General features: G+C 69.2%; 21 protein-coding genes and 4 pseudogenes. 13 read left to right on the forward strand and 12 right to left on the reverse strand.

The features are described 5' to 3' along the window. Positions 1 to 410 precede the first annotated feature (410 nt). Positions 411 to 2,765: a hypothetical protein gene (locus tag OO52_RS50815; protein ID WP_158712507.1), complete on the forward strand. Its 2,355-nt coding sequence runs from the start codon at positions 411 to 413 to the stop codon at positions 2,763 to 2,765. A 371-nt stretch (positions 2,766 to 3,136) separates the two neighbouring features. On the opposite strand, the pseudogene OO52_RS54560 reads toward OO52_RS50815, so the two are convergent. The 5 genes and pseudogenes from OO52_RS54560 to OO52_RS52715 all read right to left on the reverse strand — a co-directional run. After that, a pseudogene (locus tag OO52_RS54560) lies at positions 3,137 to 3,622 on the reverse strand (hypothetical protein); the annotation flags it as partial. 189 nt (positions 3,623 to 3,811) lie between these two features. After that, a pseudogene (locus tag OO52_RS52710) lies at positions 3,812 to 4,023 on the reverse strand (IS5/IS1182 family transposase); the annotation flags it as partial. A gap of 199 nt (positions 4,024 to 4,222) precedes the next feature. After that, positions 4,223 to 4,612 carry a hypothetical protein gene (locus OO52_RS17350; protein ID WP_030643893.1) on the reverse strand — a complete coding sequence of 130 codons (390 nt, stop codon included), beginning with the start codon at positions 4,610 to 4,612 and terminating at the stop codon, positions 4,223 to 4,225. A gap of 60 nt (positions 4,613 to 4,672) precedes the next feature. After that, positions 4,673 to 8,653: a tetratricopeptide repeat protein gene (locus tag OO52_RS17355; protein ID WP_030643894.1), complete on the reverse strand. Its 3,981-nt coding sequence runs from the start codon at positions 8,651 to 8,653 to the stop codon at positions 4,673 to 4,675. Positions 8,654 to 8,763: 110 nt separating this feature from the next. Continuing rightward, positions 8,764 to 9,261, reverse strand: a complete 498-nt coding sequence (locus tag OO52_RS52715) for a hypothetical protein (RefSeq protein ID WP_234339841.1) — start codon at positions 9,259 to 9,261, stop codon at positions 8,764 to 8,766. On the opposite strand from OO52_RS52715, the gene OO52_RS54565 reads away from it, so the two are divergent. Then, positions 9,211 to 9,339, forward strand: coding sequence for a hypothetical protein (locus OO52_RS54565; RefSeq protein ID WP_420711446.1), 129 nt, complete (start codon positions 9,211 to 9,213; stop codon positions 9,337 to 9,339). The genes OO52_RS52715 and OO52_RS54565 overlap by 51 nt on opposite strands. Continuing rightward, positions 9,339 to 9,638 (forward strand): transposase, encoded by a 300-nt coding sequence (locus OO52_RS17365; protein ID WP_420711444.1) that lies wholly within the window; start codon positions 9,339 to 9,341, stop codon positions 9,636 to 9,638. Before OO52_RS54565 ends, OO52_RS17365 begins: the two co-directional genes overlap by 1 nt. A gap of 497 nt (positions 9,639 to 10,135) precedes the next feature. On the opposite strand, the gene OO52_RS17370 is transcribed toward OO52_RS17365, so the two are convergent. Further along, complete coding sequence (locus tag OO52_RS17370; RefSeq protein ID WP_030643896.1) at positions 10,136 to 10,381, reverse strand: type II toxin-antitoxin system RelE family toxin; 246 nt, start codon at positions 10,379 to 10,381, stop codon at positions 10,136 to 10,138. Continuing rightward, on the reverse strand, positions 10,378 to 10,638 hold the full coding sequence (locus tag OO52_RS17375; RefSeq protein WP_030939192.1) for a type II toxin-antitoxin system Phd/YefM family antitoxin: 261 nt from the start codon (positions 10,636 to 10,638) through the stop codon (positions 10,378 to 10,380). The genes OO52_RS17370 and OO52_RS17375 overlap by 4 nt, the downstream gene beginning before the upstream one ends. A 332-nt stretch (positions 10,639 to 10,970) precedes the next feature. Here OO52_RS17375 and OO52_RS52720 point away from each other — a divergent pair, with 332 nt between their 5' ends. From OO52_RS52720 to OO52_RS17390, 3 genes are all read left to right on the forward strand, one after another. Then, positions 10,971 to 12,314: a hypothetical protein gene (locus OO52_RS52720; RefSeq protein ID WP_234339842.1), complete on the forward strand. Its 1,344-nt coding sequence runs from the start codon at positions 10,971 to 10,973 to the stop codon at positions 12,312 to 12,314. A gap of 472 nt (positions 12,315 to 12,786) precedes the next feature. Beyond that, positions 12,787 to 13,593, forward strand: coding sequence for a DciA family protein (locus OO52_RS17385; protein ID WP_030643920.1), 807 nt, complete (start codon positions 12,787 to 12,789; stop codon positions 13,591 to 13,593). A 236-nt stretch (positions 13,594 to 13,829) separates the two neighbouring features. Then, positions 13,830 to 14,576, forward strand: coding sequence for a DUF5131 family protein (locus OO52_RS17390; RefSeq protein ID WP_030643922.1), 747 nt, complete (start codon positions 13,830 to 13,832; stop codon positions 14,574 to 14,576). A gap of 6 nt (positions 14,577 to 14,582) precedes the next feature. Here OO52_RS17390 and tcmP read toward each other — a convergent pair whose 3' ends face one another. Then, entirely contained in the window at positions 14,583 to 15,806 is a 1,224-nt protein-coding gene (gene tcmP, locus OO52_RS47335; protein WP_199819999.1) for a three-Cys-motif partner protein TcmP, read from the reverse strand. A 326-nt stretch (positions 15,807 to 16,132) separates the two neighbouring features. Between tcmP and OO52_RS17400 the strand changes: the two genes are divergently transcribed. Next, a complete protein-coding gene (locus tag OO52_RS17400; RefSeq protein WP_030643926.1) occupies positions 16,133 to 16,369 on the forward strand; it encodes a hypothetical protein in 237 nt (78 codons plus the stop codon). 214 nt (positions 16,370 to 16,583) lie between these two features. On the opposite strand, the gene OO52_RS51510 is transcribed toward OO52_RS17400, so the two are convergent. Further along, entirely contained in the window at positions 16,584 to 17,018 is a 435-nt protein-coding gene (locus OO52_RS51510) for a hypothetical protein (protein WP_167347909.1), read from the reverse strand. Here OO52_RS51510 and tap point away from each other — a divergent pair. From tap to tpg (OO52_RS17420), 3 genes and pseudogenes are all read left to right on the forward strand, one after another. Then, positions 16,936 to 18,888, forward strand: coding sequence for a telomere-associated protein Tap (gene tap, locus OO52_RS17410; RefSeq protein WP_420711445.1), 1,953 nt, complete (start codon positions 16,936 to 16,938; stop codon positions 18,886 to 18,888). The two genes, OO52_RS51510 and tap, sit on opposite strands and share 83 nt — an antisense overlap. A gap of 29 nt (positions 18,889 to 18,917) precedes the next feature. Next, positions 18,918 to 19,241 (forward strand): hypothetical protein, encoded by a 324-nt coding sequence (locus tag OO52_RS17415; protein ID WP_234339843.1) that lies wholly within the window; start codon positions 18,918 to 18,920, stop codon positions 19,239 to 19,241. Further along, positions 19,238 to 19,794: pseudogene (gene tpg / locus OO52_RS17420) on the forward strand (telomere-protecting terminal protein Tpg). The gene OO52_RS17415 and the pseudogene tpg (OO52_RS17420) overlap by 4 nt, the downstream one beginning before the upstream one ends. 76 nt (positions 19,795 to 19,870) lie before the next feature. Here the strand turns inward: tpg (OO52_RS17420) and OO52_RS47345 are convergent. Continuing rightward, positions 19,871 to 21,157: an AlbA family DNA-binding domain-containing protein gene (locus tag OO52_RS47345; protein WP_158712509.1), complete on the reverse strand. Its 1,287-nt coding sequence runs from the start codon at positions 21,155 to 21,157 to the stop codon at positions 19,871 to 19,873. A gap of 571 nt (positions 21,158 to 21,728) precedes the next feature. On the opposite strand from OO52_RS47345, the pseudogene OO52_RS54215 reads away from it, so the two are divergent. Together OO52_RS54215 and OO52_RS17435 are read left to right on the forward strand one after the other, a co-directional pair. Next, positions 21,729 to 22,871, forward strand: a pseudogene (locus tag OO52_RS54215) (hypothetical protein). A 422-nt stretch (positions 22,872 to 23,293) separates the two neighbouring features. Continuing rightward, complete coding sequence (locus OO52_RS17435) at positions 23,294 to 24,247, forward strand: IS481 family transposase (RefSeq protein WP_030643932.1); 954 nt, start codon at positions 23,294 to 23,296, stop codon at positions 24,245 to 24,247. Here the strand turns inward: OO52_RS17435 and OO52_RS54220 are convergent. Both OO52_RS54220 and OO52_RS54225 read right to left on the reverse strand, forming a co-directional pair. Further along, complete coding sequence (locus tag OO52_RS54220) at positions 24,244 to 24,438, reverse strand: DUF6233 domain-containing protein (RefSeq protein WP_420711447.1); 195 nt, start codon at positions 24,436 to 24,438, stop codon at positions 24,244 to 24,246. The two genes, OO52_RS17435 and OO52_RS54220, sit on opposite strands and share 4 nt — an antisense overlap. Further along, positions 24,439 to 24,720 (reverse strand): hypothetical protein, encoded by a 282-nt coding sequence (locus OO52_RS54225; RefSeq protein ID WP_324608313.1) that lies wholly within the window; start codon positions 24,718 to 24,720, stop codon positions 24,439 to 24,441. An 87-nt stretch (positions 24,721 to 24,807) separates the two neighbouring features. On the opposite strand from OO52_RS54225, the gene tpg (OO52_RS17445) reads away from it, so the two are divergent. After that, positions 24,808 to 25,395: a telomere-protecting terminal protein Tpg gene (gene tpg, locus OO52_RS17445; protein WP_030643934.1), complete on the forward strand. Its 588-nt coding sequence runs from the start codon at positions 24,808 to 24,810 to the stop codon at positions 25,393 to 25,395. Positions 25,396 to 25,405: the final 10 nt, after the last annotated feature.

Here is a 25,405-nt window from a genome sequence, read left to right on the forward strand (position 1 = left end):
CAGGCTCTATCCACAGACTGTCCGGTGCAGGGTCGGCAGGTGGATGAGGAAGCGCAGGTCCTACCTGCTCCGAACGGTGGTGTGCGCTTCGGCGTGTACACCGGCCCGGTAGCAGCACAAGCAGCGCTGGCGGTGCCCACCGCTCCTGTCGGGGCGGTGGGCCGATGAGTGCCATGGCGGCGCCAGCGGAGTTCGCGAGCCCTCGCGCGGAGTCCGTCGACGGTTCACTCGGTAAGGCCCCGGGCGGGCGCTCGCGGCATCGGCTGCGGTCGGTGCCGCTGCCCGCCGGTCCTGGTTCGGAGTGGTCCGCGGGCCACGCACTGGCGCTCGGCCGGGACACGCGTGCCCGGCTGGGTGGCGCGGTTCGTGCACTGTTGGACGTCGCCGCCCTGGATGGTGCGTCGGACGCGGTGCGTCTGGCGGTGCTGGTGCTGGCGGCGCGGACGCCGTCGGAGAGCGGTGTGGTGGAGATCCGCACGGGTGAGCTGGGCCGGTGGCTGGGGCTGTCGGCGTCGTATGTGGCCTCCGCCGTGGTGCCGGTGCTGCGCCGCTCGGGTGTGGTGTCCATCGACACGGCGGAGGGCGAGTACGGCCAGGACGACGGGCTGAAGTGCAAGGTGCTGCCGCTGTGGGCGGCACAGGGCATGGTCGGTCACCCCTTGAACTTGACGAAGAAGGAGTACGCGACGCTGCTGCGGCTGCTGGAGGCCGTGATGGCACCGGGTTGGACGCACCGGGACGGCCGAGTCACTCCTGCCGGGCTGGTCGGTACGCGTACCGGTCGGGGCGCGGCGACGGACCGTCTGGCACTGCTGCTGCTGGTGCTGGAGGCGCGGGAGACTGGGCAGGTGCGCCTGTGCGGCGGGACGGTGGACACCAAGCGCGGCCGGGCGGCGGCGACGGTGGCCCGGCTGCTCGGGTGCACGGCGTCGGCGGGGGAGCGGGTGTTGGAGCGTCTGGAGGACCGGGGGTTGGTGCTCCGGGTGCGTCTGCGGACGGGTTCGGGGCTGGCGAGCCGGTCGCGGCTGATGGTGCCGGCGGTTGCCACTGCGCACGGCCGTACGGTCGCCGATGCCGTCCGGGAGGACCGTGCGGAGGGCCTGAAGCCCGAGTTTTCAGACCCCGACGTTACGGCAGGGCCTGGTGAGGCGCCGAGACTGAGGACGAAACCTCAGGTGAGCAGCGTGGCGGTGACCGATGAGGCGGATGTTGCAGAGCCCGCCGTTGCGGCAGACCTTCACACTGATCACCCTCACCTGGTTACTGCCGTCTTTCCCCCCTCTGTCTCTGGTGGCTTTTCCGGCGAAGGCCGTGGGGGTGAAGGCCGTCCACCGGAGCGCGCGTGCGTGCGCGAGGACCAGGCCGCCGACGGCGGGACGGCCGTTGCCGAGTCGGCGCCGCCGGTGGCCGAGGACGGCCCGCTGCGCGGGGAAAAGCAGGAAGAGTCCCCCGTCGAAGGACGTGATGGGCAGCGTGCTACCAGGGCTGTGGCCGGTGGCCGGCCGAAGGCCGTGTGGTGGGAAAAGGCGCAGCAGCAGCGGAGGATGGGCCTCCCGGCGGATCTTGGTCTGCGGGTAGCACTGAGTCCGGTCGAGGGGCTGTGGGCGCGGCTGTCGGGCTGGCAGCAGGGCCAGGTGGAGGCGGCGACGCAGGCGGAGCTGACCCGGCTGGCGGGCATGCTGGAGCGGCCGGAGACGGCGCCGCAGCTGCTGGCGGATCGGTTCACCCACCGGCTGGAGGAGACCGGCGGCGAGGCCCTGGTCGACCGCCCGTTCCCGTGGCTGATGCGCCGTGGCCTGGTGCAACGTCAGGCATGCTCGGACCGCCGGTGCGATGACGGGATCCGGCTGGACACGGGGGCTGAGTGCGAGAACTGCGGCAACGTCGTGCACATCCGGCAGGCTAGGCGGGCGAAGATCGCGGCGGAGGTCGACCGGGAGCTGCCCGGCCTGACCGAGGGCGAGCGCCGCCGGGTCCTCGAGGAGCGGCTGCGGGAGCAGGCGGCCATCGAGGCGGAGGACTTCGTGTGGCGGCGTGAGCAGGCCCGCCGTGATGCGGCCCGTGCGGCTGCCCAGGAGCGGGCGGCGCGCGAGCGCCAGGCCGCGGCCGCCGCCGACGCGGTGCGCCAAGCCCTGCCGTGCGAGGACTGCGGGCTTCAGCGGTCGGCCGGCCTATGCGAGGCGTGCGGTTTCCGGCGCCGGACCGAGGCGGCGATCGTGGAGGCCGGGCTCATCGCCGCGACCTGGTCGGCCGACCTGAACGACCCGAGCGACGTCGCCGCCGTCGCCGCCCACGTCCGGGCATCGCTCGAGGCCGACATCGAGCGGGCCCGCGCAGAGTTCCTCAAGCTCATGGAGCCGGGCGCGCTGGACGCGGACGCGGTCCTGGCGGCGTCCGCGCTCGCCTTCACCGCGCTCCAGGCCGTGGAGCAGGCCCTGCCCAAGTACCGCAGCAGCGCCCTCGGACGGCTCGGACGGACCCAGGAAGCCGAGGCGGAGGCCCGGCGCGCATACAAGACCGAGCAGGGGCGCCGCTGGTACAAGCACAACCCGTACGGCGCAGACGCCGTCGCGGCCGCGACCAAGGCCGCCGACGCGGCCCGGGAGCGCACCGCCCAGTACCTGCTGGCGACGCGGCTGGAGCAGCTGCGCGAGCGGACGGCAGCCCGGACCGAGACGGCCGCGCCCGCACCGTGGACGGACCGGCTGCCCGAGCTCGCCGCCCGCCCGCTGGACGGCGACACGACCGGGGCGGTGATCGCGTGAGCACCGAGCCGAGTGGCGTCGACCTCGCGCGCCAGGCCCTGGTCGCCGCCCGGGAAGTAGCGAGGAGGAACGGGGCCGCCCGGAAAGAGAAGCCGAAGCGGCGCACCGGGACGGTCATACGCCGCGACGGCCGCGAGCCGCTCGGGCTCGGCGACGCGATCAGCATGATGATGACCGAGCGCGGCATGGTCGCCCCGGCCGTCGGCGGCAGCGTCCTCGCCCAGTTCGATGACATCCTCGCCGCTGCGTGCCGGAACTCGCCGGGCGCCCGCCGTCTCGGCGGAGGCGCCCTGACCGCTGTAGTGGTCCAGCTTCCACGTCACGGGAGCCCAGCACTTCAGGCCAGCTTCGCTGTGAGTGGCCAGGATCAGGTGGTAGCGGGCACTTTGGCTGCTCACCTTGATGCCGAAGCCGCCGGTGAACAGACCCTGGTCCTTCAGGCCCTGCTGATAGGCCGCAGCGAAGGCCTCTCTGCGGCCGCGCCGCTCGCGCACGCCGGCCTGCCAGTGGGTGCCGCCAAAGTACGGAGTCATCGTCTTGTCGTAGCCCTCGCGCTGGCAGAAGCGGTGCAGCTCGTTCGTGAAGAGGGTGAACAGCACCTCGTCACGGGGGCCGGTGAGGCACTGCCTGATCAGCGAGAAGGGTGCGCTCTTTAGGTCGAACGGGTCGATTAGCCACAGCACCGGGGTCTCGGCGCGGCCGCGGTGGGCGAGCGCGGACAGCTGGGGCTGCTGCTCGGCGAAAACGCCGGGCGGCTGCACGTTGATGTTCAGCTGCGGCGACGGAGGCAGCTTGGCGAATTGGCGCCGCAGTTCCTCAACTCGGTCGGACTTCTCCTCAAGGCAGATCAGGTTCAGTTTGTTGAAGCGCCGGTATGGCTCCTTCTGTGCACCGCCGGACGCGCTTCCCGTAGGTCAAATGGCATTTCTCCTGTGGGGCAATCATCTGCTCGACAGGCGGGGCTCAACCCCTCGCATTCGACTCGCGTTCCGCTTCATCGCAGAGAGTGCCTTCGTGGTGTGACCCGCCATCCGCCAGTGACATCCCTTGATACCACGTTTGCACAGGTAGGGCCGGTTGCCGTGTGACGAATAGGCGTTTGTCCGCGGCGACCGCGTCGGGCCGGGTGCGAGGACAGCGGCCCATGAACCCGCACCCTCTTGAGTACGAGGATGAACTGCGGACTGTCGGCAGCCTGCCCCTCGGCGAGAACGAGCACCAGCGGGCGGCACTTGCGCTCGCCGCAAATGTGGATCTTTATGATCCACCTCGTATCCTCGCTGTTCAGATCGACCTCGCAATGCCGCAGGGCAATGCCGCCACGCTTGGTTTGCTGTATCTGGGCGAGCGGGTGGGACCTACCCGCGTGTGGGGCCGACATGGTGCGCTGGCAAGCCTGCTGCCTCAAGACCGGGGCTGCGGCTTGTCGATCAGACCGCAGTCCCGGGTGGCTGGGGTCAACCGGTAGCAGTCGGCCCGTTCAGTTCGGGGGATACCGCGTCGAGAGTCTCGTTTACGGCGATGCTGACGATCCGCGCGTGCTCTTCAGCGGTGAGTGAGGCCGGAAAGGCGTCCGTCTGCTCCAGCTGGACCAGGACGGTCCGGACGACAACTTCACGGCTCGGTTCGGCGGTCCGCTTCCGGAGGTCCTGGTAGACGCTCCACCCGAAGGCGGCAGCGCTGACGATGAGCGAGCCAGCGGCGATCGGGTCGAGGTACCGGTCGGGGAGACGGGTGGACCCGCGGGACTGCAGCACGGCCTCGACGTCGGCGGTGAGGGAGGGTGTGCGAGGGGTGGTGAGGCGTCGGGCCGCGGCCCGTGCGCCAGCTTCGATCGGGTCGGTCATGGTGCGCGAACTCCTCTGGTGGCGCGCGGCGGCCGGTTTGGCCCCTCGCATGGTAGGTGGTCAGGACTTGGCGTACTTCCGGACCGCTCTGGGCAGCCGGCGGCCGGTGACGGACCGCCAGGCCCGCTCCAAGGCCGGGACACCGAGGCTGCGGGTCTGCAAGCGGAGGATGAAGGCGGCGTGGGCGGTGGCGGGGTGCGGGAACTCCTCGAAGGTGGTGATGCTGGCCACCACGTGGGTGAGGGCCTCTTCGTCGCGGCGCTGCATCTCGGCAAGCAGGCCGAGCTGAAGCAGCGATCGGGATTTCGCGAGCGGGTTCCCGACCTCATGGGCGAGTTCGAGGGCTTTGCGGCACCACCACTCGGCCGCGTCCGAGCGGCCTCCCCGGAAGGCGGCAATGCACCGTAAGTGGTAGATGGACCACAGGCCCGGCCGATCGCCGATGGCCATCAGGGTGTCCACGGCCTGGGCGTACCATTTCTCGGCCCTGTCCTGGTCTCCACGCTGACTGGCCACGGCGCCAAGTTGCTGGTAGACGGCGGAGGCGCAGTGGTCGTCATTGGTGGTCTGGCAGATCTCCAGGGATTTGTTGAGCCATGCATCGGCTTCGGGAAGCCGTCCGCGCATGCGTGCCAGCGTACCCAGATGCTGGTAGCTGTGGGCTGTCTGCGGGCGGCTGCCCAGCTCCTCAAAGATGGCCAGCGCCTTCATCGACCACGTCTCGGCCGCCGCGAATTTGCGGGTCTCGAGGGCCACGATCGCGAGTTGTTGGTACAACGTGCCGATGGCGCTGCGATCGTTCATCTCCATGGCGATGGCCATCCCGCGCAGGTAATGCTCATACGCCTGCGCGAAGTGCCCGTGCTCGCGGGCGAGGACGCCAAGTTGCTGCTCGGTGGTAGCGATCCGCTGCGAGTCACCGAGTTGCTCGAACGCGCTCCGAGTCTGCCCGAGCAGCAGTTCCGCCTCCTCCCGTCGGCCGAGCGGGTTGGCGACGATGCTGAGGTCCGCTCGGACGAGGGTGATCCGCTTCTCCAGCTTCAGCCACTCCAGCAGTTCGAGCGCCCGGAGGTACCAGGTCCTGGCCTCCGTCCACTGCCCCCGCTCCATGGCGACCCTGCCGAACTGGTGGTACGAGGTGGCGCGGTGGTCGGCCCGGTCGCGGCCCGGCGGCAGCGCTTCGACAGCTCGGTGGATGTCCTGGAAAGTCCGCTCGGCCTGATCGCACAGACCTTGGCGGAGTTCCCGGTGCCCCTCCGCGCTGACCAGCACCACCCACAGCTTCCCGGCGTCGGTGAGGAGCCCGGGGGCGGTGCCGTCGGGCTCCTCGAGAAGCAGCCGGACCCGGTCGACCCAGCCCCGTGCTTCGGCGTAGAGGCCGCAGAGGCTCCAGTAGTCGTCGAGCGGGCAGACGATGTCGTACGCCTGCTCCCAGAGGCCGTGGTCCAGCGCGTGTCCGAGCAGGTGGCCCATTGTCGGCCGCAGCTTTTCGAGCGAGGAGACGGCTTCCCCGGAGTCGCCCTCGTAAAGTTCGGCTTTGAGGGTCTCGCAGTAGTAGGCCACGACGTCGACCGCGGCACGCAGGGCGGCCGCCCGCTGGTCGGTGAAGTCCGACTCCTCAGCACGCCATTGGGCGAGCAGGTAGGCCGGAAGCGAGGGGTGGTAGCGGAAGGACCCGGCGGTCTCGGTGAGCAGACCGACGCCGGCGGCCCGTTCCAGCAACTTCCGCCAGTCCATCCCGGTGCGGTCCTCGAAGCGGGCGGGGACGTCCTTGTGCACGGACAGGAGCGCCAGCAGCACGGTGTCGATCGTGCCGTGGAGCAGCGTGATGACGGCCAGCGCGCGTCGGTCCGGCTCGGGCAGCTGGGAGAGCGAGTAGGCGATGCTCGCCGCGAGCGAGTCGCCGCGTGCTCCTGCCCCGTCGCCCAGGAAGCCGCCTCCGGCCGGGAGCTGCGCCGCTCCCTCGGTGAGCGCGTGGAGCATCTCCCTCGGCTCCCGGGTGTCGAGCATGGGGAGGATGAGGCGCATGCTCAGCGGATGCCCGTCCAGCCACGTCATCAGGTCACCGAAGACGCGCTGCTCGCGCTTGCGTGCGGTGCCGGGATAGGCGGCGAGGAGCTGGTCGGCGTACTCCACCGCCTCTTCCGGCTCCAGGCACGGGACCTCGATCCGCAGCGGGACGGGGCCGAGCCAGTCTTCGGAGGTGCGGCTGGTGAGGACGATCGCGCTGCGTCCGCGGGCGGCGACACCTTCGAGGAAGCTGCGGAGTTCGGCGCGCTCGGCCTCGGAGAGCCTCGGAACGGCTCCCTCGGGGTCGGGCATCGTGTAGGCGGACTCCACGTTGTCCCACAGGAGCAGCAGGTCGCGCTGCGCGAGCGCATCCTCGACGGCAGCTCTGCGCTCGGCTGGGCCCAGCACGCCGAACCGGTCGGCGTCGAACAGGCGCCGCCCGATCCGGTCGATCACGCCCGGAAGGCCGAAGGAGGCGAGACCGGGTTCGAAGGAGTGCATGATCACCTCCTCCGGTCCGGCCACTGCCCCGGTGTCCCGGCACCATCGGCCGAATGCCTTCGCCAATTCCGTTTTGCCCACGCCCGCGGTGCCGTGAAGGACGACCACGTGGCGCAGTCGGGCAGCCACGTCCAGACGGAGCAGCAGACCGTCGCGCCCGATGAACTCTCCTACCAGCGCTGTCCCGTCGGCATCCTCGTGGGCCGGGGGATGTGTCTTGGCGTCGGAGACGGTTGCCCTGGCGGCAGCCCGGGTGACGCGGTCCACGGCGCGGTCCAGGATCCGGGCGTAGGGGTCCGGGTTCGCTCCAGCGGCCGGGCGGCCGGCTTGCATGTCCGGCAGGACGACCTCGCTGCTGCTGTACAGGACGGGCACCATCCAGTCGGCAAGCGGAAGTTGGCCCACAGGGGACGGACGCCCGTCCCGCACCGCGAGTTGTCGGCGACCGACCGCCACGGCCTCGGACACCCGGTCCCCGGTGAAAAGGCGTTCGTAGAACGCTGCCATGAATTCCGCGGCGGCCACCGTGTACACGGTGTACGCCATGGCCAGCACCGCGCCGGCGCCCTCTTGCAGCAGGCGGGTCGCCACCGTGGCCTCCACCTGTGCCGCTAAGGTGGCCGACTGGCAGGCGTTGAGGACCACCAGCGGCACCTGGGCGGCAGCCAGCACTCTGGCGACCCGTTCTGCCGACACCAGTTCCGCGCCGCCACCGGGCCGCTCAAAGGTGAGCAGGCCACGCGGCCCCGGGCCGTGGAACGTCAGCGGGCTCCGACGGCCACTCCTCGGGCCAGCGGAGATGGTCCGCGCACCACCCGCGTCAGCCTCTCCGAGAGAGCCGTGGCCGTCGAAGTGCACGATGTGATACGGGCGGCCCTCGTCGTGCGCCTGGCGCAGCACCTGCCCTAGCCGATCGAGTGTCGGAGGCCGCAGAACCACCAGTTCCACCCGGTCGCGTACCGGCGCGAGCCGCTCCAGCAGGGGACGAGCGATGGTCCGGTAGCCGACGTCGGCCGGGCCGTCCGGCCGCGCGATGACCATCAGCACACGCAAGCGTGAACCGCCGATCTCGACGACCCGGCCCAGCCGTTCCGTCAGCAGGCTGCGGGTCACGGCCACCCCGTCTAGCACCAGCGGCGACGGCCGCCCTGGATCTGTCATCAGTTCCCAGGGCAAGGCGAGCAGCTGCGCGGAGTCAGAGCGGACCACGATCTCCAGAGCGCCTCCCGAGGAGAGGGCGCGGAGGTAGAAGTCCCTGGCGGGCCCGGAACCGAGCAGTGCGGCGAACACCTCGATGCCCCACCCGCGTAGCCGCTCGGCGATGTCCGGTCCGCGTTCGCCGTAGACCCCGAAGGGAGCCCGCAAGTAGTCCTCCAAGTACCAGCGCAGCTCCTCCAGTTCCTCGGCAACCAGCGGCCAGCGCAATGGGTCCGTCTGGACGGCGGGTGCTGGGTGCGGTTCACCGGCGGGCCATCGCGCCACGGACATGCGGCCATTGGCGCACAGGTCCAGCACCAGACGTTCGACCATGGTCACCCCCTCCATGGGAAACGGCCTGCTGGCCGCTCTTGTTCCGCAGCGGAGGATAGGCGAGCACTGCTCGGCCGCGCGCCGGATTGACTGGGCACTCGACCCGCAGATCATCGACGTAAGGTTTCTCCTTCCGTCTCCTTCAGGGTGCCCATCACCAGATGGAGCTGGGTGATGGGCAGCCCGGTCAGCGTGAGCGTCGCCTCCGCCATGCCGTCCCGGTACTCCACCTTCGCATGGGCTTTGCCTCGATCGGATAGCCGCAGGTGGACCGTCAGCCCCTCGCGGGGCTGATCCTGGAAGTGCCCGTCCGGGTGCGGGAACTGCCGCAGCAGTGCGAGTTGGCAGAGAAGATCCTGATGACGACCAAGGGCGCGGAGCGCCTGCGCGAGCAGCTGAAGTCCCTCAAGAGCCACGGGGATGGCGAAGACGAGGAGGCGCGGGATGTCATCGACGCCGAGATCTCCCGGCTTGAAGGAACCCTCGCCCTCGCGGAGGTCGTCGATCCGGCGCAGCTGACCGGGAGCAGGGTGCAGTTCGGCTCCACGGTCGTCCTGGTGGACCACGAAGGCGGCCGCACGCAGCGCCTGCAGATCGTCGGCGAACACGAGGCCGACGCCAAGAACGGCCTCGTCTCGCTGAGTGCCCGCCTAGGGTCTGTTGCGAAAGTGGATCTTGTTCGTTGATGATCACGTGCTGTGAGACGTGGGGATCTGACGAACGGCCAGTGGCCCGGCTTGAGCCGTTGCTGCTGCGGGGCATCAAGCCGGGTCGGCCGCAGGTGTGGACGCGGCGGCAGCTGATAGACGGCATACGGTGGCGGACCCGGACCGGTGCTCCTTGGCGGGACGTGCCCGAACGTTATGGACCGTGGGACCGGGTCTATGACCTGTTCCGGCGCTGGCAGCGGGATGGCACCTGGGCGAGGATCCTCGCCCAGCTCCAGGCCGAGGCGGACGCGGAGGGTCTGATCATTCGGATTTGAGTCTGTTCGAAGACCTCATGGCGGAAGCCGGAACTGCAGTGATCCTGCACCGCCCCGACCGTAACGGGACGGTCCCGCAACGGCGTGGAGAAGTGGATCTCATCGCCGTCCGCAACTGGCAGGACCCCGGCAGCGCCGACCGTGCGCTTCGAGCCCGAGTACTGGGGACCATCCCCGCACGCGCGGGGAGCACACTCACTGACCTGCATTCTTACCGTGCCAGCGACTCCTCTTCCATAACTTTCACCGAATCCGGCATACCACCCAAAGCGTGCTTCAGAGACGGACTGCCGTCCCCCGTCAATGCGGCAAGGACCCCGCGGCAGCCTCCACGGGCGCAGCCGGCACAGGCGTCGAGACCTGGCGGTCGGGACCATCCCCGCGGGCGCGGTGCAGACGGGACCAGAGCCCGAGCCAGCGGCGGTGCAGCCAGGAAGTCACCGGGCCATTTGCCGACGCCCATCGTGAGAGGCGCGCACTTCCCCGTACGGAACCGGTCAGCGTACGCGTCCGAGGTGGATGACGCTGACGCGGATCTGCTGATCGCTGATCTCGAACATCACGCGGTAGCGGGCCACATGGATGCGCAGCAGGTCGGCGCTGCCGAAGGCGCCATCGGGGCGGGGATTGTCAGCGAGGCGGTCGACTGCGGTGAACACCTGCCGTAACCCGTCGGGGTCGTCCTTGGCGAACCGCTCCGCCTGAGCGAGGGACTCAGGCTCCCAGATGACCTCGTACCTCACGCCTCAGTACCGCCGAACACACGCCGGTAAGCCTCAGCGTGGGAGACGCCGGCGTCCTCGCCACGGGCCTGGCGGGCACGGTAGGCAGCCAGCGCCCGCAGCTCCTGCAGCTCCAGGGCATCGGCGGGGCTGACCAGTATCGCCACGGTCTGGCCATGGTCGGTGATAGCGACCGGCTCACGGGTGGCGCTGACCTCGCGGGCGATCGTGCCCAAGCGGGCGCGGGCCTCCACGATCGAGTACGTCGTCTCCGTCATGCACACCAGATTACAGAAGTGTGCACTTTTACAGCCACTGGTTGCGCTGTCCAAGTCGTGCGGTGCTCCCGTGTTGGTCCCTCCGCAGGTCATTCCGGTTCGGCTTCCTGTCCGGCCGGCGACCTCCGGGCTGAGGCCCGTTGCCCAGGCCGCACGCCCACGCCAGCTCCTCATCAAGTCAAGCCTCACTACGGTGCCGAGCGGGGCCACTACAGCGCGCCTAGTACGCCTGGCCGATTCCCGGCTGTGTGGACGACGCGCACCCTGCCGGTTGTCAGCGCCTCCTCCTACTGTCCCTTTGCTGGGGCTTCACGGCAGAAGGGTGGTTGTGAGTGGCCAATATCGTCTGGCACACGAAGTTGCGGATCTACTTGGACCTCACACGGGAGGATCTGGGGCATCCGGAGTTTCCTGACCTGTGGGAGACCGTCTACCGCACCGACCGGCTGTTGGCCGCGCGTGGTGTGCCGGTGGCCGAACGGGACCTGCAGTGCGGTGGTGTATGCCAGGAGGCGGGAGTGGAAGCCTGGATGCACCTACGGCTACGGGCCGGGCGTCGGGAGGCCGTCCACGAGAAGGCCGAAGACGAAGAACGCCACACCCTGCCCATGAGCGACGAGCACAAGGCATACCAGGAGCGCATTGTGCGGGTCGCGGAGGAGGACGGCTTCCGGGCCGATAGCGAAGTACGCACCCGTGTGGGACGCAGTTGGATCCAGACCGACACGCTTGTCGAAGGAGCCGACGGACGCCGTATCGGCTGGGAGGTGCAGCTGTCGTCAGCAGGTGTGCACGGGCCCCGGAGCGTGCGAGCCCGCGCGGCGAAGGCCGAGAAGAACGGGATCACTCCCGCCTGGCACACCGATCGGGCCGACTACGCGCGCCGCAACGACACCCAGTGGACCCGCAGCGACAACCTGCCCGCCTATGTGATCGCCAAGACCGGAGACCTCCGCGTCGTCTCCGGCTTCCGCGCCATGGACTTCTGGCGCTGCGACATCCACGCCGTGTACCCCTGTCCGAACGGCGTGCGCCGATGCGGCCGCTTCCACGCCACGCCCAAGCCGCGCGACGTCCTGTTCGACGACCTGGTGCGCCAGACAGCGGCCGGCACCATCGTGCCGGTGCAGTTCCGTGTCGGCGGTACGACGCACCGCTTCTGGGTCACGGATGCCGACGGTGATCGCCTCAAAGATCTCCGCAGCGACGACACACGGCTGCCGCCCGTCCCGGAACCCGGCCAGTCTGCTCCGGCCAGCCGAAACCGGCCGACCTGCAAGCCGTCCGTTCCCGCCCCCCAGGTTCCGGTTTCGGGCCTGGGGCTCCCCGCGGCCTGGGGCCCGGCCCAGCCTGCTCCTTTGGCTCCTGAGACGGCAGCGGTCCCGTCCATGCCAGGTGATCAGCACGGCTCCCACTCAACGCTGCCTCCAAGCGGCCTCCCTCATGAGCTCGTGATGCTGCAGCAGGCAGCGGACGGTGCTCATCTCCAGCTGCAACAGCTCGATGACATTGATGAACGGGCTCGACAGCGCCGGGTGTGGCTGGACGCTGCTGTGGTGGTCCAGGCCGCCGTGACCCAGTACGCAACGTCGAAAGGTCTCAACCGGCACGAAGTGGAAAATCGGCTGCGACAGGTCGTCCGGCATCCAAAGACACAGCCGGGCACGCCGCAGTAACCGCCTTCGGCATTTCCGACCGCACGGTCGGCTGCAGCTGTGGCGCGGGCTGAGCTGCAGCCGAACGATGCGACAGAGCTGTAGACAGGCTGATCGCTGACAAGGGGCAGGGCCCACGCCGCGCTGTAGCTGCGCGGTGCCATGAGATTGCGTCACCGTTGGATACGGAGGTGATGACGGCGGGCGGTGACCAGGGCGCGCGAGTTGGCGGGTTGCTGGTTCGCCATCGATCCACTGGGCGTTGGGCGCGTGTGGAAGAGGCCGGCCTGTGCAAGCTCTGCCGCGAGGAAGCTGCCGCGCTGGCCGCTGCCTCGGCACCCGCGGCCGCGCCCCGCCAGGCGGGCCCCGCGACGGCTGAGCCGCAGACCTGCTCGGGCCGGGACGGAGACGTGCCGTGCGTCCGTATGCCTCTGCCCAACCGCAGTGTCTGCGGTGTCCACCGTGTCCAGGAGCTGGCCGGGGAGGTCGCGTGATGATCCAGAACCCGCAGCCCAGTGGCGTCTACCTGGCCCGCGTCGCACTGCGCGCCGCCAAGGCGGCAGCGCAGAAGAACGGCGGCGGCCGTACGGCACAGCCCAAGCCGCGTACGACCCGGGTGGTCCGGCGTGACGGGCGCGAGCCGATGGGGCTCGGTGCCGCGATCGGCGCGCTGGTGACCGAGCGGGCCTGGGAGCTCCCGGCCTCCGGCGCGACGCTGCAGGACCGCTGGGCGGCCATCGCCCCCGAGCTCGCCGGGCACGTTGCCGCCGTGCCGTACGACGCCGACTCAGGCCAGCTCACCGTGTGCCCGGAGTCGACGGCCTGGGCGACGAAGGCGCGCCTGGAGCAGATCCGCATCGTCAACGCCGCCAACAAGTCAGCGGGCCGAACGGTCGTCCGCACCTTGCGAATCCTGACGCCCGGCTCCGTCCACGCGCCTGAGCCGGCCGATACCGCCCCGGAGTCCCCAGCAGCGCCCACGGGCCCGGCGAGGACCAGCAAGACGGCGTGCGAGGGCTACCGCCGCGCGCTCGCCGCGCACCAGGAGGCCGTGCCGCCACGCCGGGTGGATCAGGGCATCGCGGAAGCGGTGGAGCGGCAGACCGCCGCGATGCGGGAGCTGAGCCGCCGCGCGTTTCCCGAATCGGACGTCGTCCGGGACGACGCGCCAGCCCCGCTCGAGGTCATCCGCGCCCAGCGCCGCCGCGAAGTCGCCGCTACCCACGCGGCCGCGCTTCGCCGTGCCCATTCCGAGTGCGCTCAGCAGGCCGAAGCGCAGCCGCTGGGGCGTACAGCGTGAGGCCGTCGAGGCTGCCAAGAAGAGCGCGGGTGCTCCCGATGGCCAGGGTGGGCCATGGGACACGCGGTGCGCGCGGCCCGCCGACGGTCTTCCTGGGTGATGTCCGCAGGTCGGAGATAGCCGATGGACAGACGGTGTCGGGGTGGTTGGATGGCCAGGTGTCAACGCCCGCTCTGGTTCGTTGAACATGCCGTCCCGCGTCTGGTGGGAGCGGTTGGACGGCGGGGAGGTAACTGATGAGCGATCGAAGCGCAATTGAATGGACTGAGGCAACGTGGAATCCGACAACGGGATGTGACCGGGTTTCCTCCGGGTGCGACAACTGCTACGCGCTGACGTTGGCCAAGCGGTTAAAGGCGATGGGGGCGGCGAAGTATCAGAATGACGGGGATCCGCGGACGTCGGGGCCGGGGTTCGATCTGACGGTGCATCCCGATGCGCTGGATGTTCCGTATGGGTGGAAGAACCCGCGGACGGTGTTCGTGAACTCCATGTCGGATCTGTTCCATGCCCGCGTGCCGCTGGACTTCGTACGGCAGGTCTTCGAGGTCATGGCGGACACGCCGCAGCATACATACCAGGTGCTGACCAAGCGGGCCAGGCGCCTGCGGCAGGTCGCAGACCAACTGGTGTGGCCGGGGAACCTCTGGATGGGTGTCTCGGTGGAAACAGCGAAGGAACTTCACCGGGTTGATGATCTGCGGCAGGTGCCCGCCGCGGTCCGGTTCCTGTCCTGTGAGCCGCTGCTCGGTCCGCTGGAGGGGCTGAACCTGGACGGCATCCACTGGGTGATCGCCGGCGGTGAGTCCGGCCCGCGGCATCGGCCGATGGAAGAAGCCTGGGTGACACAGATCCGTGATCTGTGCCTCGAGGAGCGTGTCGCGTTCTTCTTCAAGCAGTGGGGCGGCCACACGCCTAAGGCCGGCGGCCGCACCCTGCAAGGCCGTACCTGGGATCAGATGCCTGCGTTTACCGGCGCCTGATGGACTTCACCGAGGGGGCTGCACGATGAGTTCGTGGGTTTTCCCTCCGATGCCCGTGCTGGCCGTCCGGCCGCTGCTGTGCAGCAGCTTGACGGCTTTGCGCGCGGCGGGTTCGGTGACCTGCCCGTAGTAGTCGCCGAACACGTCCAACGTGTGGTTGAGCAGTTTGAAGGCCCGTTTCTGCTGGTGCAGGATCCGTTCCATGTTGTCGGCCATGGCGGGCACGGCCGCGTCGATAACCTCCTGCGGGTCCGGGCGGACCACCGAGGTAGCGGAGAAAAGAGTGTTCGGGTCTTCCCGTTCCTCCTTGATCTCAAGTCCCTCCCACCATGCATCGCGAGCCCGGGCGACGGCGTCGCCGAAGAACCACAGGCCGTGTTCGCTGCGGGTGCCGAAGACCAGGTGGTACACCGCCTTCTGCCCGTTCTTTCTGGCGACCGGCACCGACTGCACGAACATGCCGGTCTTCTCCCTCAGCCGCTGGGCGTACTGAGCGGCCACGATCTCGTCCACGTCCGCTTCGACCGGCTCGTCCGGCCGGAAGTACTCACGCCACCACCGGCCGCCGCACGCCTCATCGAAGCGCTCGGAGGAGCGTTCCAGACCGCGGGCGGACCTGGCATTGCCTCCCAGGCGGCGTACCGCGTCCATGCTGAAGTTCATCAAGAACTCGGTCGGCTGCCAGAGCCGCGGAGTACTGCGCCGCTGGTTCAGCGTCTGAACGATCCGGTCGAATGGCAGCCCCAGGCCGCACGGATCAAGGAAAAGGAACAGCGGGAGCCCTTCGGCAACCCGCAGAACCTCGCCCAGAACTCCGTCCACGTCGCCGTGATGCACCCTCGCGTCCACGCCCAAGGGGCGGTAGTGGGCAGCGACCTGGTCCAGACGGGCAACGGAATCGGGTTTCTGCTCCACGAAGAAGCAGTTCCATAACAACGCGTTCTTCTCCAGGTGATGAGCAGCCACCTGCATCGCGATCTCCGCAGAGCCGGGGTCGCCGCTCTCGTACCGTCCCTCGCCCGCATAGCCGTCGAGGTACACGACCTGGCGACGACCACGCGAGCCGGTCATGCCGCCGAAGCGGGGAATGTACTGGCCCAGCAGCTTGTGCTTGAGGACGCTCGGCAGCGCCTGTGAGGCCCAATAATCCTTGTCCGTGCCCGTCGACATGGCCTTCCCCCCACCCCAGAATCCACTGTGATAATCGATATTGAGGTAAGCATCACGCACCGTAAAGAGGGCGGCAGCGCCGGGAACACAGGCCGCTGAGGGCTACCGCATGGCGCGCAGAAGGTCGCGCCGGGCGGTAAAGATCTCGCGCCACCGAGCGCAGGTGGCCTCGCCGTCAAGCTATTGCGGCGCCGCGAGGTGTTGACGGACGACCTGGCGGCTGTCGCGGCCCGGCAGACGCTCACCGAGAGCCAGGACGAGCGACTCCTCCATGTCCGGCTCGCACGCCCGAGGGGAGTGGCGGCCGTAGCGCTGCGCGCGCCCAAGCCTCCGTCTCGCGGGTCGAGGCGAGGGCTTCGCTACGCCGACACGTAGGATCCCTGCACGTGGCACACACCTTCGAAGAACTTGTGGAGAAACAACGCGCCGCCGACCAGGCACACGCGACCGTCCAGGCCCTACGCGACCAAGACGACCCGCCCGCGTACGAGACTGCATGGCAGGCGTGGCGCGACCTCGCCCAAGACGTACAAGCCGCAATCACCGAGCACGCGAAAGAGCAGAGCACGATGCGGGCTGGCGTAGAGCTTGACGTGAAGAAGGCGGTCCGGCACACCGAGTAGCCAGTTCATGCGGCGTCCCGGGCAAAGGTGACGGCGTGGCCCACGCTGCTGCGATCGCCTGGCACGCGGTGAAGGCGGGAGAGCCACGCACGGTCCTGTCGCTGGAACCCGAACTGTACGCGGGTACCGGCATCACTCCGCTGAACCCCACCCGAACCGCGCCGCCTCGGACGATCGGGGGGCCATTTCCCGCCGGGAAATGGCCCCCCGTTCGTCAGCGCCTGGCGTGCAGGTGCGCCTGTCGGGCGATGACCAGGCCGCGCCAGCGGCTGCGGGTGTGCTGTTCGCCGTCGAGCCACCGGGCTCCGGAAGCCTGCTCGAGGGGCAGGTCGGCCATGAAGTGGGCGATGTCGACGAAGTAGACGTGATCTTCGTCGGAAGTCTGTTCTCGTAGCCGGGTGAGGGTGGCGTGCAGTGCGGTGTGGTCATTGAGGACGGCCTGGTGGAAGGTGTCGGCCAGCTCGATCGCGGGTGTCAGCGAGGCGAGGCCCGCGATATCGAGTTCGCGCGTGTCCGGGCGCACCTTCACGCCGGCGGTGCGGACGTCGTCGGTCAGGACGGACCCGGTGCCCTCCACGTTCACCGGCCAGCCCGCCCCGACGACAGCGCGGACTCCGTCCACAGGCCCGGCCTCCGAGGCTGCAGCCATGGACGCAACCGAGAACACCCAGGCCCCTGCCCCTGTCGCCGCTGCTCCGGCCGCCGTGACCCGCCCGGCGCGCACCACCAGGACGTCGTCGACGTCGCGCCGTCCGGGTGCGAAGAAGGCGGCCCCGGCCGACACTCCGGCGGGCGGCACCGACCCGCGGTTCGAGAACGGGCCGCTGGCGGTCGTCGACGTCGATGCAGACGGGCAGATGCTGGCGTACTGCACCGGCGGCCTGGTCCTGGACGTGCCCGCCAAGTCCCTTCCGTCCCTGGTGGACTGGACGCTCAAGGAGGCGAAGCTCGGGGCGCCGAAGCTCTCCGGCCCCGGCAAGGACGCCGACCCGCTGCTCGTGCTCACCGAGGCCGCGCTGGAGCGCTACGGCCTTCCGGCCACGCTCACGGAGGAGGAGCGGCTCGCCGGGCGCATCCCGGAGGGCCACAAGGTCATTAAGCAGCTGACCCGCGCGCAGTGGCAGCTGACCAAGCGCGGCTTCGGCCCGTGGGCGAGGATCTACCGGCCCGCGCAGGGCTCGGAGCGGGCCTGCGTGCAGCTGTGCATTCCGTCGTGGAACGCGCTGGACACCCGGCACTGGGGCGCGGCCGGGCAGCTGGCACCGGCCGAACTCGCCCGGCTCCTGGGCGTGTACGCCTCGAGGGTGATGACGCCGCGCGGATCGACCGCCGTGACCGGCCTGGAGCTGATGACCGCGCTGCACCCGCCGACGCGGGCCTCCGAGCCGGAGCGACGGGTAAGCGGCACTCCGAGCACAACCCCGGCTCCCTGGGCAAGGACCCGGTCGACCCTGCGCCGTGCGAGGTCCCTGACGGGCATCCACCTGCCTCGGTTCCACGTGCGGGGACCTGCGGAGAAGCTGTTCGAGGAGGCGTACGACTGGGCGCGGCCGATGACCGACGCGGAGTTCACCCTGCGCCACTTGGTCGGCATCGACGTCAACATGGCTTTCGCCGCCGGAGCGAACGGCCTGAACGTCGGCCTCGGAGCCCCGACGCAGGTCACGAACCCGGTGTTCGACCCGAAGCTGCCCGGCAGCTGGCTGGTGGACCTGAGCCACGTGGACCTGTCGAAGGTGAAGGTCGGCAAGGAGTGGGTGGAGCTGGACGGCTCGCTGCTGCCCTCCCCGTTCACGCCGAAGGGCGAGCGCCCCGAGGGGCCGGCCTGGTACGCGACGCCCACCGTGGCGTACGCGGTGGAGCTCGGCTACGAGCTGCGCCCGCTGGAGGCGTGGGTGCGGCGGGAGAACGGCCGCTACCTGGACGGCTGGTACAACCGGCTCCGCGACGCCTACCTCGCCACGATGGCCGACCTCGGTGTGCACGCGGACATGGAGCCGGCCGACTTCCTCGCGGCGATGGACGGCTACAAGGACCGCGACCCGGACCTCGCGATCGTCGTCTCAGCGATCAAAGCGACCGTAAAGGGCGGTATCGGCAAGCTCCGCGAGCGGCCCCGGGGTGAAGGCTGGCGGCCCGGGCAGCCGTGGCGGGCGCTGACCCGTCCGACGTGGCGCCCGGACATCCGCGCGGCCGTCATCTCCCGCACCCGGATCAACCTCCACCGCAAGATCGTCAAGCACGCCGCATTCACCGGGCAGTACCCCATCGCGATCCTGTCCGACTGCGTCGTCTACGCGGCCAACGGCACCACCCCGCTGGACTTCCTGCCCTACCGGGACGGCAAGCCGCTGCCCGGCGGCTTCAAACTCGGCATCAACCCCGGCCTGGTCAAGCACGAAGGCACCCAGACGGTTCTGTGGGGGGAAGAGGTCCGCGAGCGGTTCAACGCCCCGGAACTCAACCTCGCCCGCTACATCAAGGACGGCACCGTCACCGACATCGACAACGGAGAGTAGGAGACGAGATGCGAGGCAGGGACGCAACCATGCAGGCCGACACACGCTCCTGGGCGGCCCGCTGGTCGTTCACCACGGCATCCGGCGTCACCACCGGAACCGCCCGCGCCACCTCCTTCCAGAAACTCGCCTCCACCGTCTCCAAGGCCGCCGAGCGGTCGCTGGCCAACCTGACCGAGGACGAAGGCGACGCCCTGGACGGCCGCTGGAACCGCTTCCTGGCCCGCCTGGAACTCCTCGCCGAACGCCAGGCCGCAGCGCCGGAAGCTGGCACAACACCGCCGACGGATGGGCCGACATCGAGATCACCCACATCACCGACCACCAGAGCAGCGGGGAGTAGGCCGCCGTGAGCCTGTTCGGGGACGGCCTCGACGCCGCAGTGCAAAAGGCATTCACTCGCCCGGCACCCAAGAGCGCGGTCGCTCAGATGCGCTACCTGGTCAGCAGCTCAAGGGCACCAAGCCGGTCGCCCAGATGCTGCGCATCTCCCAGCGCACCGTCGAACGCTACGTGAAGGACCAGATCGAAAAGCCCCGCCCGGACCTCGCCGCGCGCCTGGAGCGTGAGGTGAAAAAGCGGTGGCAGCCGCAGATCCCCGCCCGCGCCCGGCAGCAGGCGGCAACAACCGGCGGCATCGTCATCGACACCCGCGCCCGGCTCGGCTACACCGCGCCGATCGGCTCCACCGACGAGTCCCGGCTCCGGCACCTGACCGTGGCGCTGCCTCCGCAGTACGCCGCCCGTCTCTTCGACGCCCAGGAGGCCGGCGCCACCGAACAGCAGCTCCAGCAGATCGCTGCCGAAGCACTCAAGGAGGTCTACTTTCAGGACGGCGGCCGCCGCGCCGGCTCCCTGGAAGATGTCCGCTTCACGGACATCGAGTACCTCGAGTTCGAGCTGTAGCGACCGCGCCCCGAACAGCCCGCGAGCCCCGGTGTGGTCGAGCTGCCGAGGGGCCAGGCGTTTCGCATCCTCCGCGCTACGTCCTCGACCGGGCCGCGGTCCGGTACTGCTCGACCAGGTTCTCCATGCCGGTCAGGCCGGCGTCCAGGCCGAGCTGGCGGAGCCAGTCGTCCACCTGCTCCTGGCGGTCGGCAGTGTCGCGCAGGTCCAGGGCTGGGTTGGCGCGGAAAACGCCGCCGGCCGACGCCCCGGCGTCCGGGATCTCCTCCAAGCCGTCGGTGCGGAGGAGATCCTTGACCTGCCGATCCGCGACGAGATGGAGCTCGCGCGGCTGCGCTGCCAGAGCGGGGTCGATGTCGATGATGCGGGCGATCTCCGCGACGACCTTGGGGTCGACGGCGGTCTTCAGGATTCCTTCAAGCAGGTCCAACAGATTCGGTACCGGGTACCGGTACTCCTCGTTGACGGTGCCTGCGTACCGCCGAACCCGAGCGATAACGTCGATAGTGACCGTCGCCATCGCCGCCGTGGAAGAGCCGTAGACCTCGGGCAAGGCGACCGTCACGACGGCCTCCACAGGGTGCGGCACTGCGGACCTGCTGAGGGCTCGGTACACCAGCCGGGCCGTGCGCGACCTGTTGTACCCGTGCTGACGGAAGCCCGTGGACGAGACGTACGACGAATGCCCAAGGGTCACCAGCGCGGCAGGGAAGGCCGAGTTGTTCAACGCCTGGGCGAGAGCGGCGACGGACCTCTCCGACAGCGGGCGCCAGGCGCCAGCCTCTCCCATCGGGAGGTTGATGCCAGTACGGAGGATGAAGTCCGCAGTGAAGTTGCCCTCGGTGTCCCGCTCCAGGTGCGGGGACATAACGTTCTGCCCCATGGGCAGCACCCCAGCGAACGGCTCCTCACGGGCGAGCTTGAGAAGCCGATCGCGGTCAGCGGTGGAATTCTGGCCGCTCAGTCGTATCGGCGCCTTCAGGTCTATCAGCAGGGGTCGGGGCGCGGCGTTGGCGTCGACCCGGACTACCACCACACTGCGCCCGGTCCCGTCATCGAACGGAACGGGGATGAAGGTCGGCTCCCAGGGCGGGTCGAACTTCTCGCGGCACCCGCTGGCGATCTTGTCGATCGTGTCCTGGGCGTCGACACCGACGACGCGCTCGGTACCCGGCTCCACCTTGTCGCTGATGCCCACCAGGATCATGCCGCCATAGGTGTTGGCCATCGCCGCGATGGTCGTCACCAGGCTCTTGGAGTACTCGCGCTTGAACTCCAGCGTCAGGCTCTCCACCTGGTCCGGACGCGCGGCGAGGGCGCGGATGCGCTCGATCGTCAGGTCCGCCGCCGCCGCGGCGAACAAAGTGTTGTTCATCCCTCCATAATCCATCAACGACCCTATCCCCACGCCGAATTACTGCGTCGGTTCTGGGCTCCTGTACCGGCTCGAGAATTGGCATGCACACGCGCCGGTCCAACACCGCCCAGATCCAGGTACGCTTCGCCTGACGGTACTTCGACGCCTCAGCCGCGGCCGACCGGCTCGCGCAGAGCGTGGCGTCGTATGAGGAGAGCAGCAACGAGAAGGGCGTCGGGCAGGCCCCAATGCCGCCGATCGACACCCCGGAGCTCGCCCTGGTCCTCGTCGGGGTGCCGGACTCCCTGGCTCAGACTGGCATGGATCCGTACGCGGTCATCATTAGCTTGGCCGTCAACAGGACGGCTGCACCGGCTGCGACGGCAGCCGCGGCCCGGCCGGACACGACTGGGAAGCCGACTGCGACGTGTGGACCCGCGCCGTCAAGGCACCGGCTATACCGTCACCCGCCGCTAACCCGCCATCGGCGCCGCAAGTCGAACCCGTACGCTCATCACACGACGCGGTGTCCGACGGCCGGGCCCCAAGCGGGTCGCTGGTGGGTGATGATGTCGCTGTGAGTCTGGACTTGAATAACTACGAACTGCTCTGGCCCACCGGGCTGTTCGTGACCGAGGGCGAGCGCATCCTCCGCGTCACGGGCCGCGCCTGGGAAGAGCAGGCGACGTGGCTGCTGACGGAGGCCTTCGCCGGTACTACGGCTGTAGCGGACTTCGAGGAAAGGCCCGACCACAACGACGATCCCTTTGCATCCACCGGGGTCTGGGGTAGCAGCCACGCCGGCGCGCGAGTCGACTGGTTTACTGAACTCGTCAACCGGGCCTCCGAACTCCGGCACGCGGCTGCGCCCAGGCCATACTGGCCGCAGCGACGCGGCAGCGGCCTGTCCTCTGACGACCGTACGACGCGTGATGCCCGGCAGGACTTCGCCCGGCTCATCGGTGACTTCGCCAGGGACGGCTACCTCGTCGAGGTGTTCGGCGAGTACTGCGTCGATGACCACGACGACCTTCCCGACGCCCCGGAAGTCATTGAGCGCCGTCTGGGCATACCCGACCTGTGACCCCTGGCCCCAGAGACGTGGGATGAAGACACCTTCTACGGCCTCATCGAGGTGTTCCACGACCTGGTCAGCCGCCCCCGCAAGCGATGGTTCCACTCCTACAGCAACTGCGGCTGGCACCACTCGGAGTTCCACAATGGTCCCGCACGCATCCTCTACCGGTGGAAGGTCAACAGACTGCTGCGCGAGGCAAGCATCGACTATGAGGTGGCCGCGGAGGGCGAGGACCTCGGGCGCCTGGTCGCCGTCACCGACGACGCCCGCGGTCATCTAGTGCACCGCGCCCTCGATGACAGCCCGCCCGACATCTGCTCCGGCGTTCGCCATGCCATCGCCCTCTTCCGGGGCCGCGACGCATCAGCCGACAGCAAGAGGTCGGCGATCTTTAACCTTGCCCGGATTCTGGAGGAACGCCGGGCCCTGATCAAGGAGCACCTTAAAAAGGACGAAGGCGCCCTGTTCGAGATCGCTAACCGCTTTGACCTGCGTCACCGCCGGGCCGACCAGCAGAGCGACTACGACGAAGCATTCCTCGACTGGATCTTCTGGTGGTACCTGGGCACGGTCGAACTGACGAACCGGCTGATTGCATCCCGCGGCGCCGAAACCGAAAGCCGACCCACTCCCGGCATGTGATGCGCCGCAGCGATGACGGAAGGAGACCCGTGCAAGACGTTGAGGTGCACTGCACCAGGTGCGGAAGCGCCGACACCCTGATCGAGCCAGGACACAGCGAGGTGCAGCAGGGCCGATGTCTGCGATGCGACAAGCACTTCCAGGCAACGCCTTGCCCAATCTGCGGGAGCTACCGCATCGAGGGCACCTACGGAATATCCGGGATCCGTTTCACGACACTGCCCCAGACCGTTGAATGCAAGGACTGCCGCAACGAGATCCCCGCCCGCGACCCTGGGCCCGAGGGACCATCGGAGCGCTAGTTGTTCTGTCCGGGGAGGTTGGGGACGGGTGAGCCAGGTCTCGTCTGAGGAATCTTGAACAGGTGAGGGCCTTCCGGTTCGGTGTGGATTGCGACGTCTACACCAACCAGAAAGGCCCTCGTGGTCCACCGTAATGCACCCCTGACTGAGACCGGCCGTCTGCGTCTGGCCCTCTGCGTGGTCGAGGACCGTTGGCCCCTGCGCCGGGCCGCGGAACGCTTCCAGGTTTCACCCACCACGGCCCAGCGGTGGGCTGAGCGCTACCGGCAGTCCGGCGAGGCGGGCATGAGCGACCGCTGCAGCCGCCCGCGCACCAGCCCGCACCGGACCCCGACCCGCACCGAACGCCGGATTATCAAGGTCCGCGTCCTGCGCCGCTGGGGACCGGCCCGCATCGCACACCTGCTGCACCTGGTGCCCTCGACCGTGCACCGGGTACTGACCCGCTTCGGCCTGGCCCGCCTCACGCATCTGGACCGGGCCACCGGCCGGGTAATACGCCGCTACGAACGCGCCAAGCCGGGCGAGCTGGTCCACGTCGACATCAAGAAGCTCGGCAATATCCCCGACGGCGGCGGTCACAAGGTCCTCGGCCGGCAAGCGGGCCGAAAGACCCGCGCCAACGCCGGCTACAGCTACCTGCACACCGCCGTCGACGACCACTCCCGCCTCGCCTACAGCGAGATCCACACGGACGAGAAGAAAGAGACCGCCACCGGCTTCTGGACCCGGGCCCAGGCGTTCTTCGCCCAGGCCGGAGTCACCGTCGAGCGGGTGCTGACCGACAACGGCGCCTGCTACCGCTCACGCGACTGGCGCGAGCTGCTGGCAGCGGCCCAGATCGCCCACAAGCGGACCCGTCCCTACCGGCCCCAGACGAACGGCAAGGTCGAACGCTTCAACCGCACCCTGCTCGACGAGTGGGCCTACGCCCGCCCCTACCGCTCCGAACAGGAACGACGTGAAGCCTTCCCAGGCTGGCTGCACACCTACAATCACCACCGCGGACACACCGCGCTGAAGGGCCAGCCACCCGCAAGCCGCGTCCCCAACCTCCCAGGGCAATACAGCTAGTCCTCACCGCAGAAGCCGTGGTCGAACCCCGCGAGCACGCAGTCGAGTTCGGCCGCCGCACTGCACAGAGAGCACAACTGGGTGCCGGGGCGCTCCGCGGCGTCCAGCGCCTTGCCCAGGGCCAGCACCGGCGCCCCGGCGGGCGCTTCCTCGCAGTCGACGACATGGATGATGCTGCGACCGCGCTCCAGCTACTGCAGCACCCAGCCCGACGGCTGGCGCGGCCCGAGGATCTCGCGCTCCGCCGGCGATGCGGGCAGCCGGGTCGTGGGAACGTCGTCGTAGGAAACGCCAGGCACGGGCTCCACCCGGCCTTCAGGCCTGTTCTGCCAGGCCGGGACGGCCACCTTGTACAGCCAGGCTTCCGGAACTTGCTGGCGCTCCTGGAGACGGCCAGTGACCTCCTGGCCGCCAGGCAGGAGGACCCGCACGGGCACCGGGGCCTGGTCAGGGGGCGGAGGAGACGTCGACATGCCTCCACCGTACATACCGCCGCCAGCAGCACCCGCCATGAATGACCGCGGACTCTGTCCACAGGGGAGACGGCCGAGGCTGCGGCCATGACGATCAACGACTCGCAGCCGGCCCCGCGCCGCGGCAAGGTCCTGGAGGCCCTCGCACGGGCGGAGCGGAAGGTGTTCACCCGGCCCGCGCCGAAATCCGCGAAGGCTCAGGTGCAATTCCTTCTCACGCGGGCGAAGGGGTCGACGCAGGCCCTGGCGGAGCGCTTGGGTGTCTCGCGCCGCACGGTGGAGCGCTACCGCGCCGGGACGCTGACGACCCCGCAGAAGCGCCTCCGGGCCGCCCTGGTGGAGGAGACGGAATCCGAGTGGCAGCCGCAGGTCAGAGCACAGGCACGGCACCAGGCGGCCACCTCCAGCGGCATGATGGTGGATGTCACCGCGTACTTCGGATTCACCTGCACGGGCAGCTCGGACGACGGCCGCGAGCGCACCATCACCACGGCGATCTCGCCCCACTACGCGAAGCAGATCCTCGAACTCCAGGAGGCCGGTGCGACGGAGGAAGACCTGCATCCGATCGTCGCTGAGGCCATCACCGAGTCGTATTTCACGGAATGGGGCACCCGTGCCGCTGGCCTGCGCGCGGATTTCACGCACGTATCACAAATAGAGTTCCGGTTCTGACCCGGTCGAA

This window comes from Streptomyces flaveolus (genome assembly GCF_000716535.1).
Lineage (GTDB): Bacteria > Actinomycetota > Actinomycetes > Streptomycetales > Streptomycetaceae > Streptomyces > Streptomyces flaveolus_A.

Excerpts from the sequence above, each read along its gene's own strand:
- tpg (WP_030643934.1), top strand. The coding sequence starts at position 24,808 with ATGACGATCAACGACTCGCAGCCGGCCCCGCGCCGCGGCAAGGTCCTG.
- OO52_RS54225 (WP_324608313.1), bottom strand. The coding sequence starts at position 24,720 with ATGTCGACGTCTCCTCCGCCCCCTGACCAGGCCCCGGTGCCCGTGCGG.
- OO52_RS17375 (WP_030939192.1), bottom strand. The coding sequence starts at position 10,638 with ATGACGGAGACGACGTACTCGATCGTGGAGGCCCGCGCCCGCTTGGGC.
- OO52_RS17390 (WP_030643922.1), top strand. The coding sequence starts at position 13,830 with ATGAGCGATCGAAGCGCAATTGAATGGACTGAGGCAACGTGGAATCCG.
- OO52_RS17385 (WP_030643920.1), top strand. The coding sequence starts at position 12,787 with ATGATCCAGAACCCGCAGCCCAGTGGCGTCTACCTGGCCCGCGTCGCA.
- OO52_RS17365 (WP_420711444.1), top strand. The coding sequence starts at position 9,339 with ATGATCACGTGCTGTGAGACGTGGGGATCTGACGAACGGCCAGTGGCC.
- OO52_RS17415 (WP_234339843.1), top strand. The coding sequence starts at position 18,918 with ATGCAGGCCGACACACGCTCCTGGGCGGCCCGCTGGTCGTTCACCACG.
- OO52_RS17350 (WP_030643893.1), bottom strand. The coding sequence starts at position 4,612 with ATGACCGACCCGATCGAAGCTGGCGCACGGGCCGCGGCCCGACGCCTC.
- OO52_RS51510 (WP_167347909.1), bottom strand. The coding sequence starts at position 17,018 with ATGGCTGCAGCCTCGGAGGCCGGGCCTGTGGACGGAGTCCGCGCTGTC.
- OO52_RS17355 (WP_030643894.1), bottom strand. The coding sequence starts at position 8,653 with ATGGTCGAACGTCTGGTGCTGGACCTGTGCGCCAATGGCCGCATGTCC.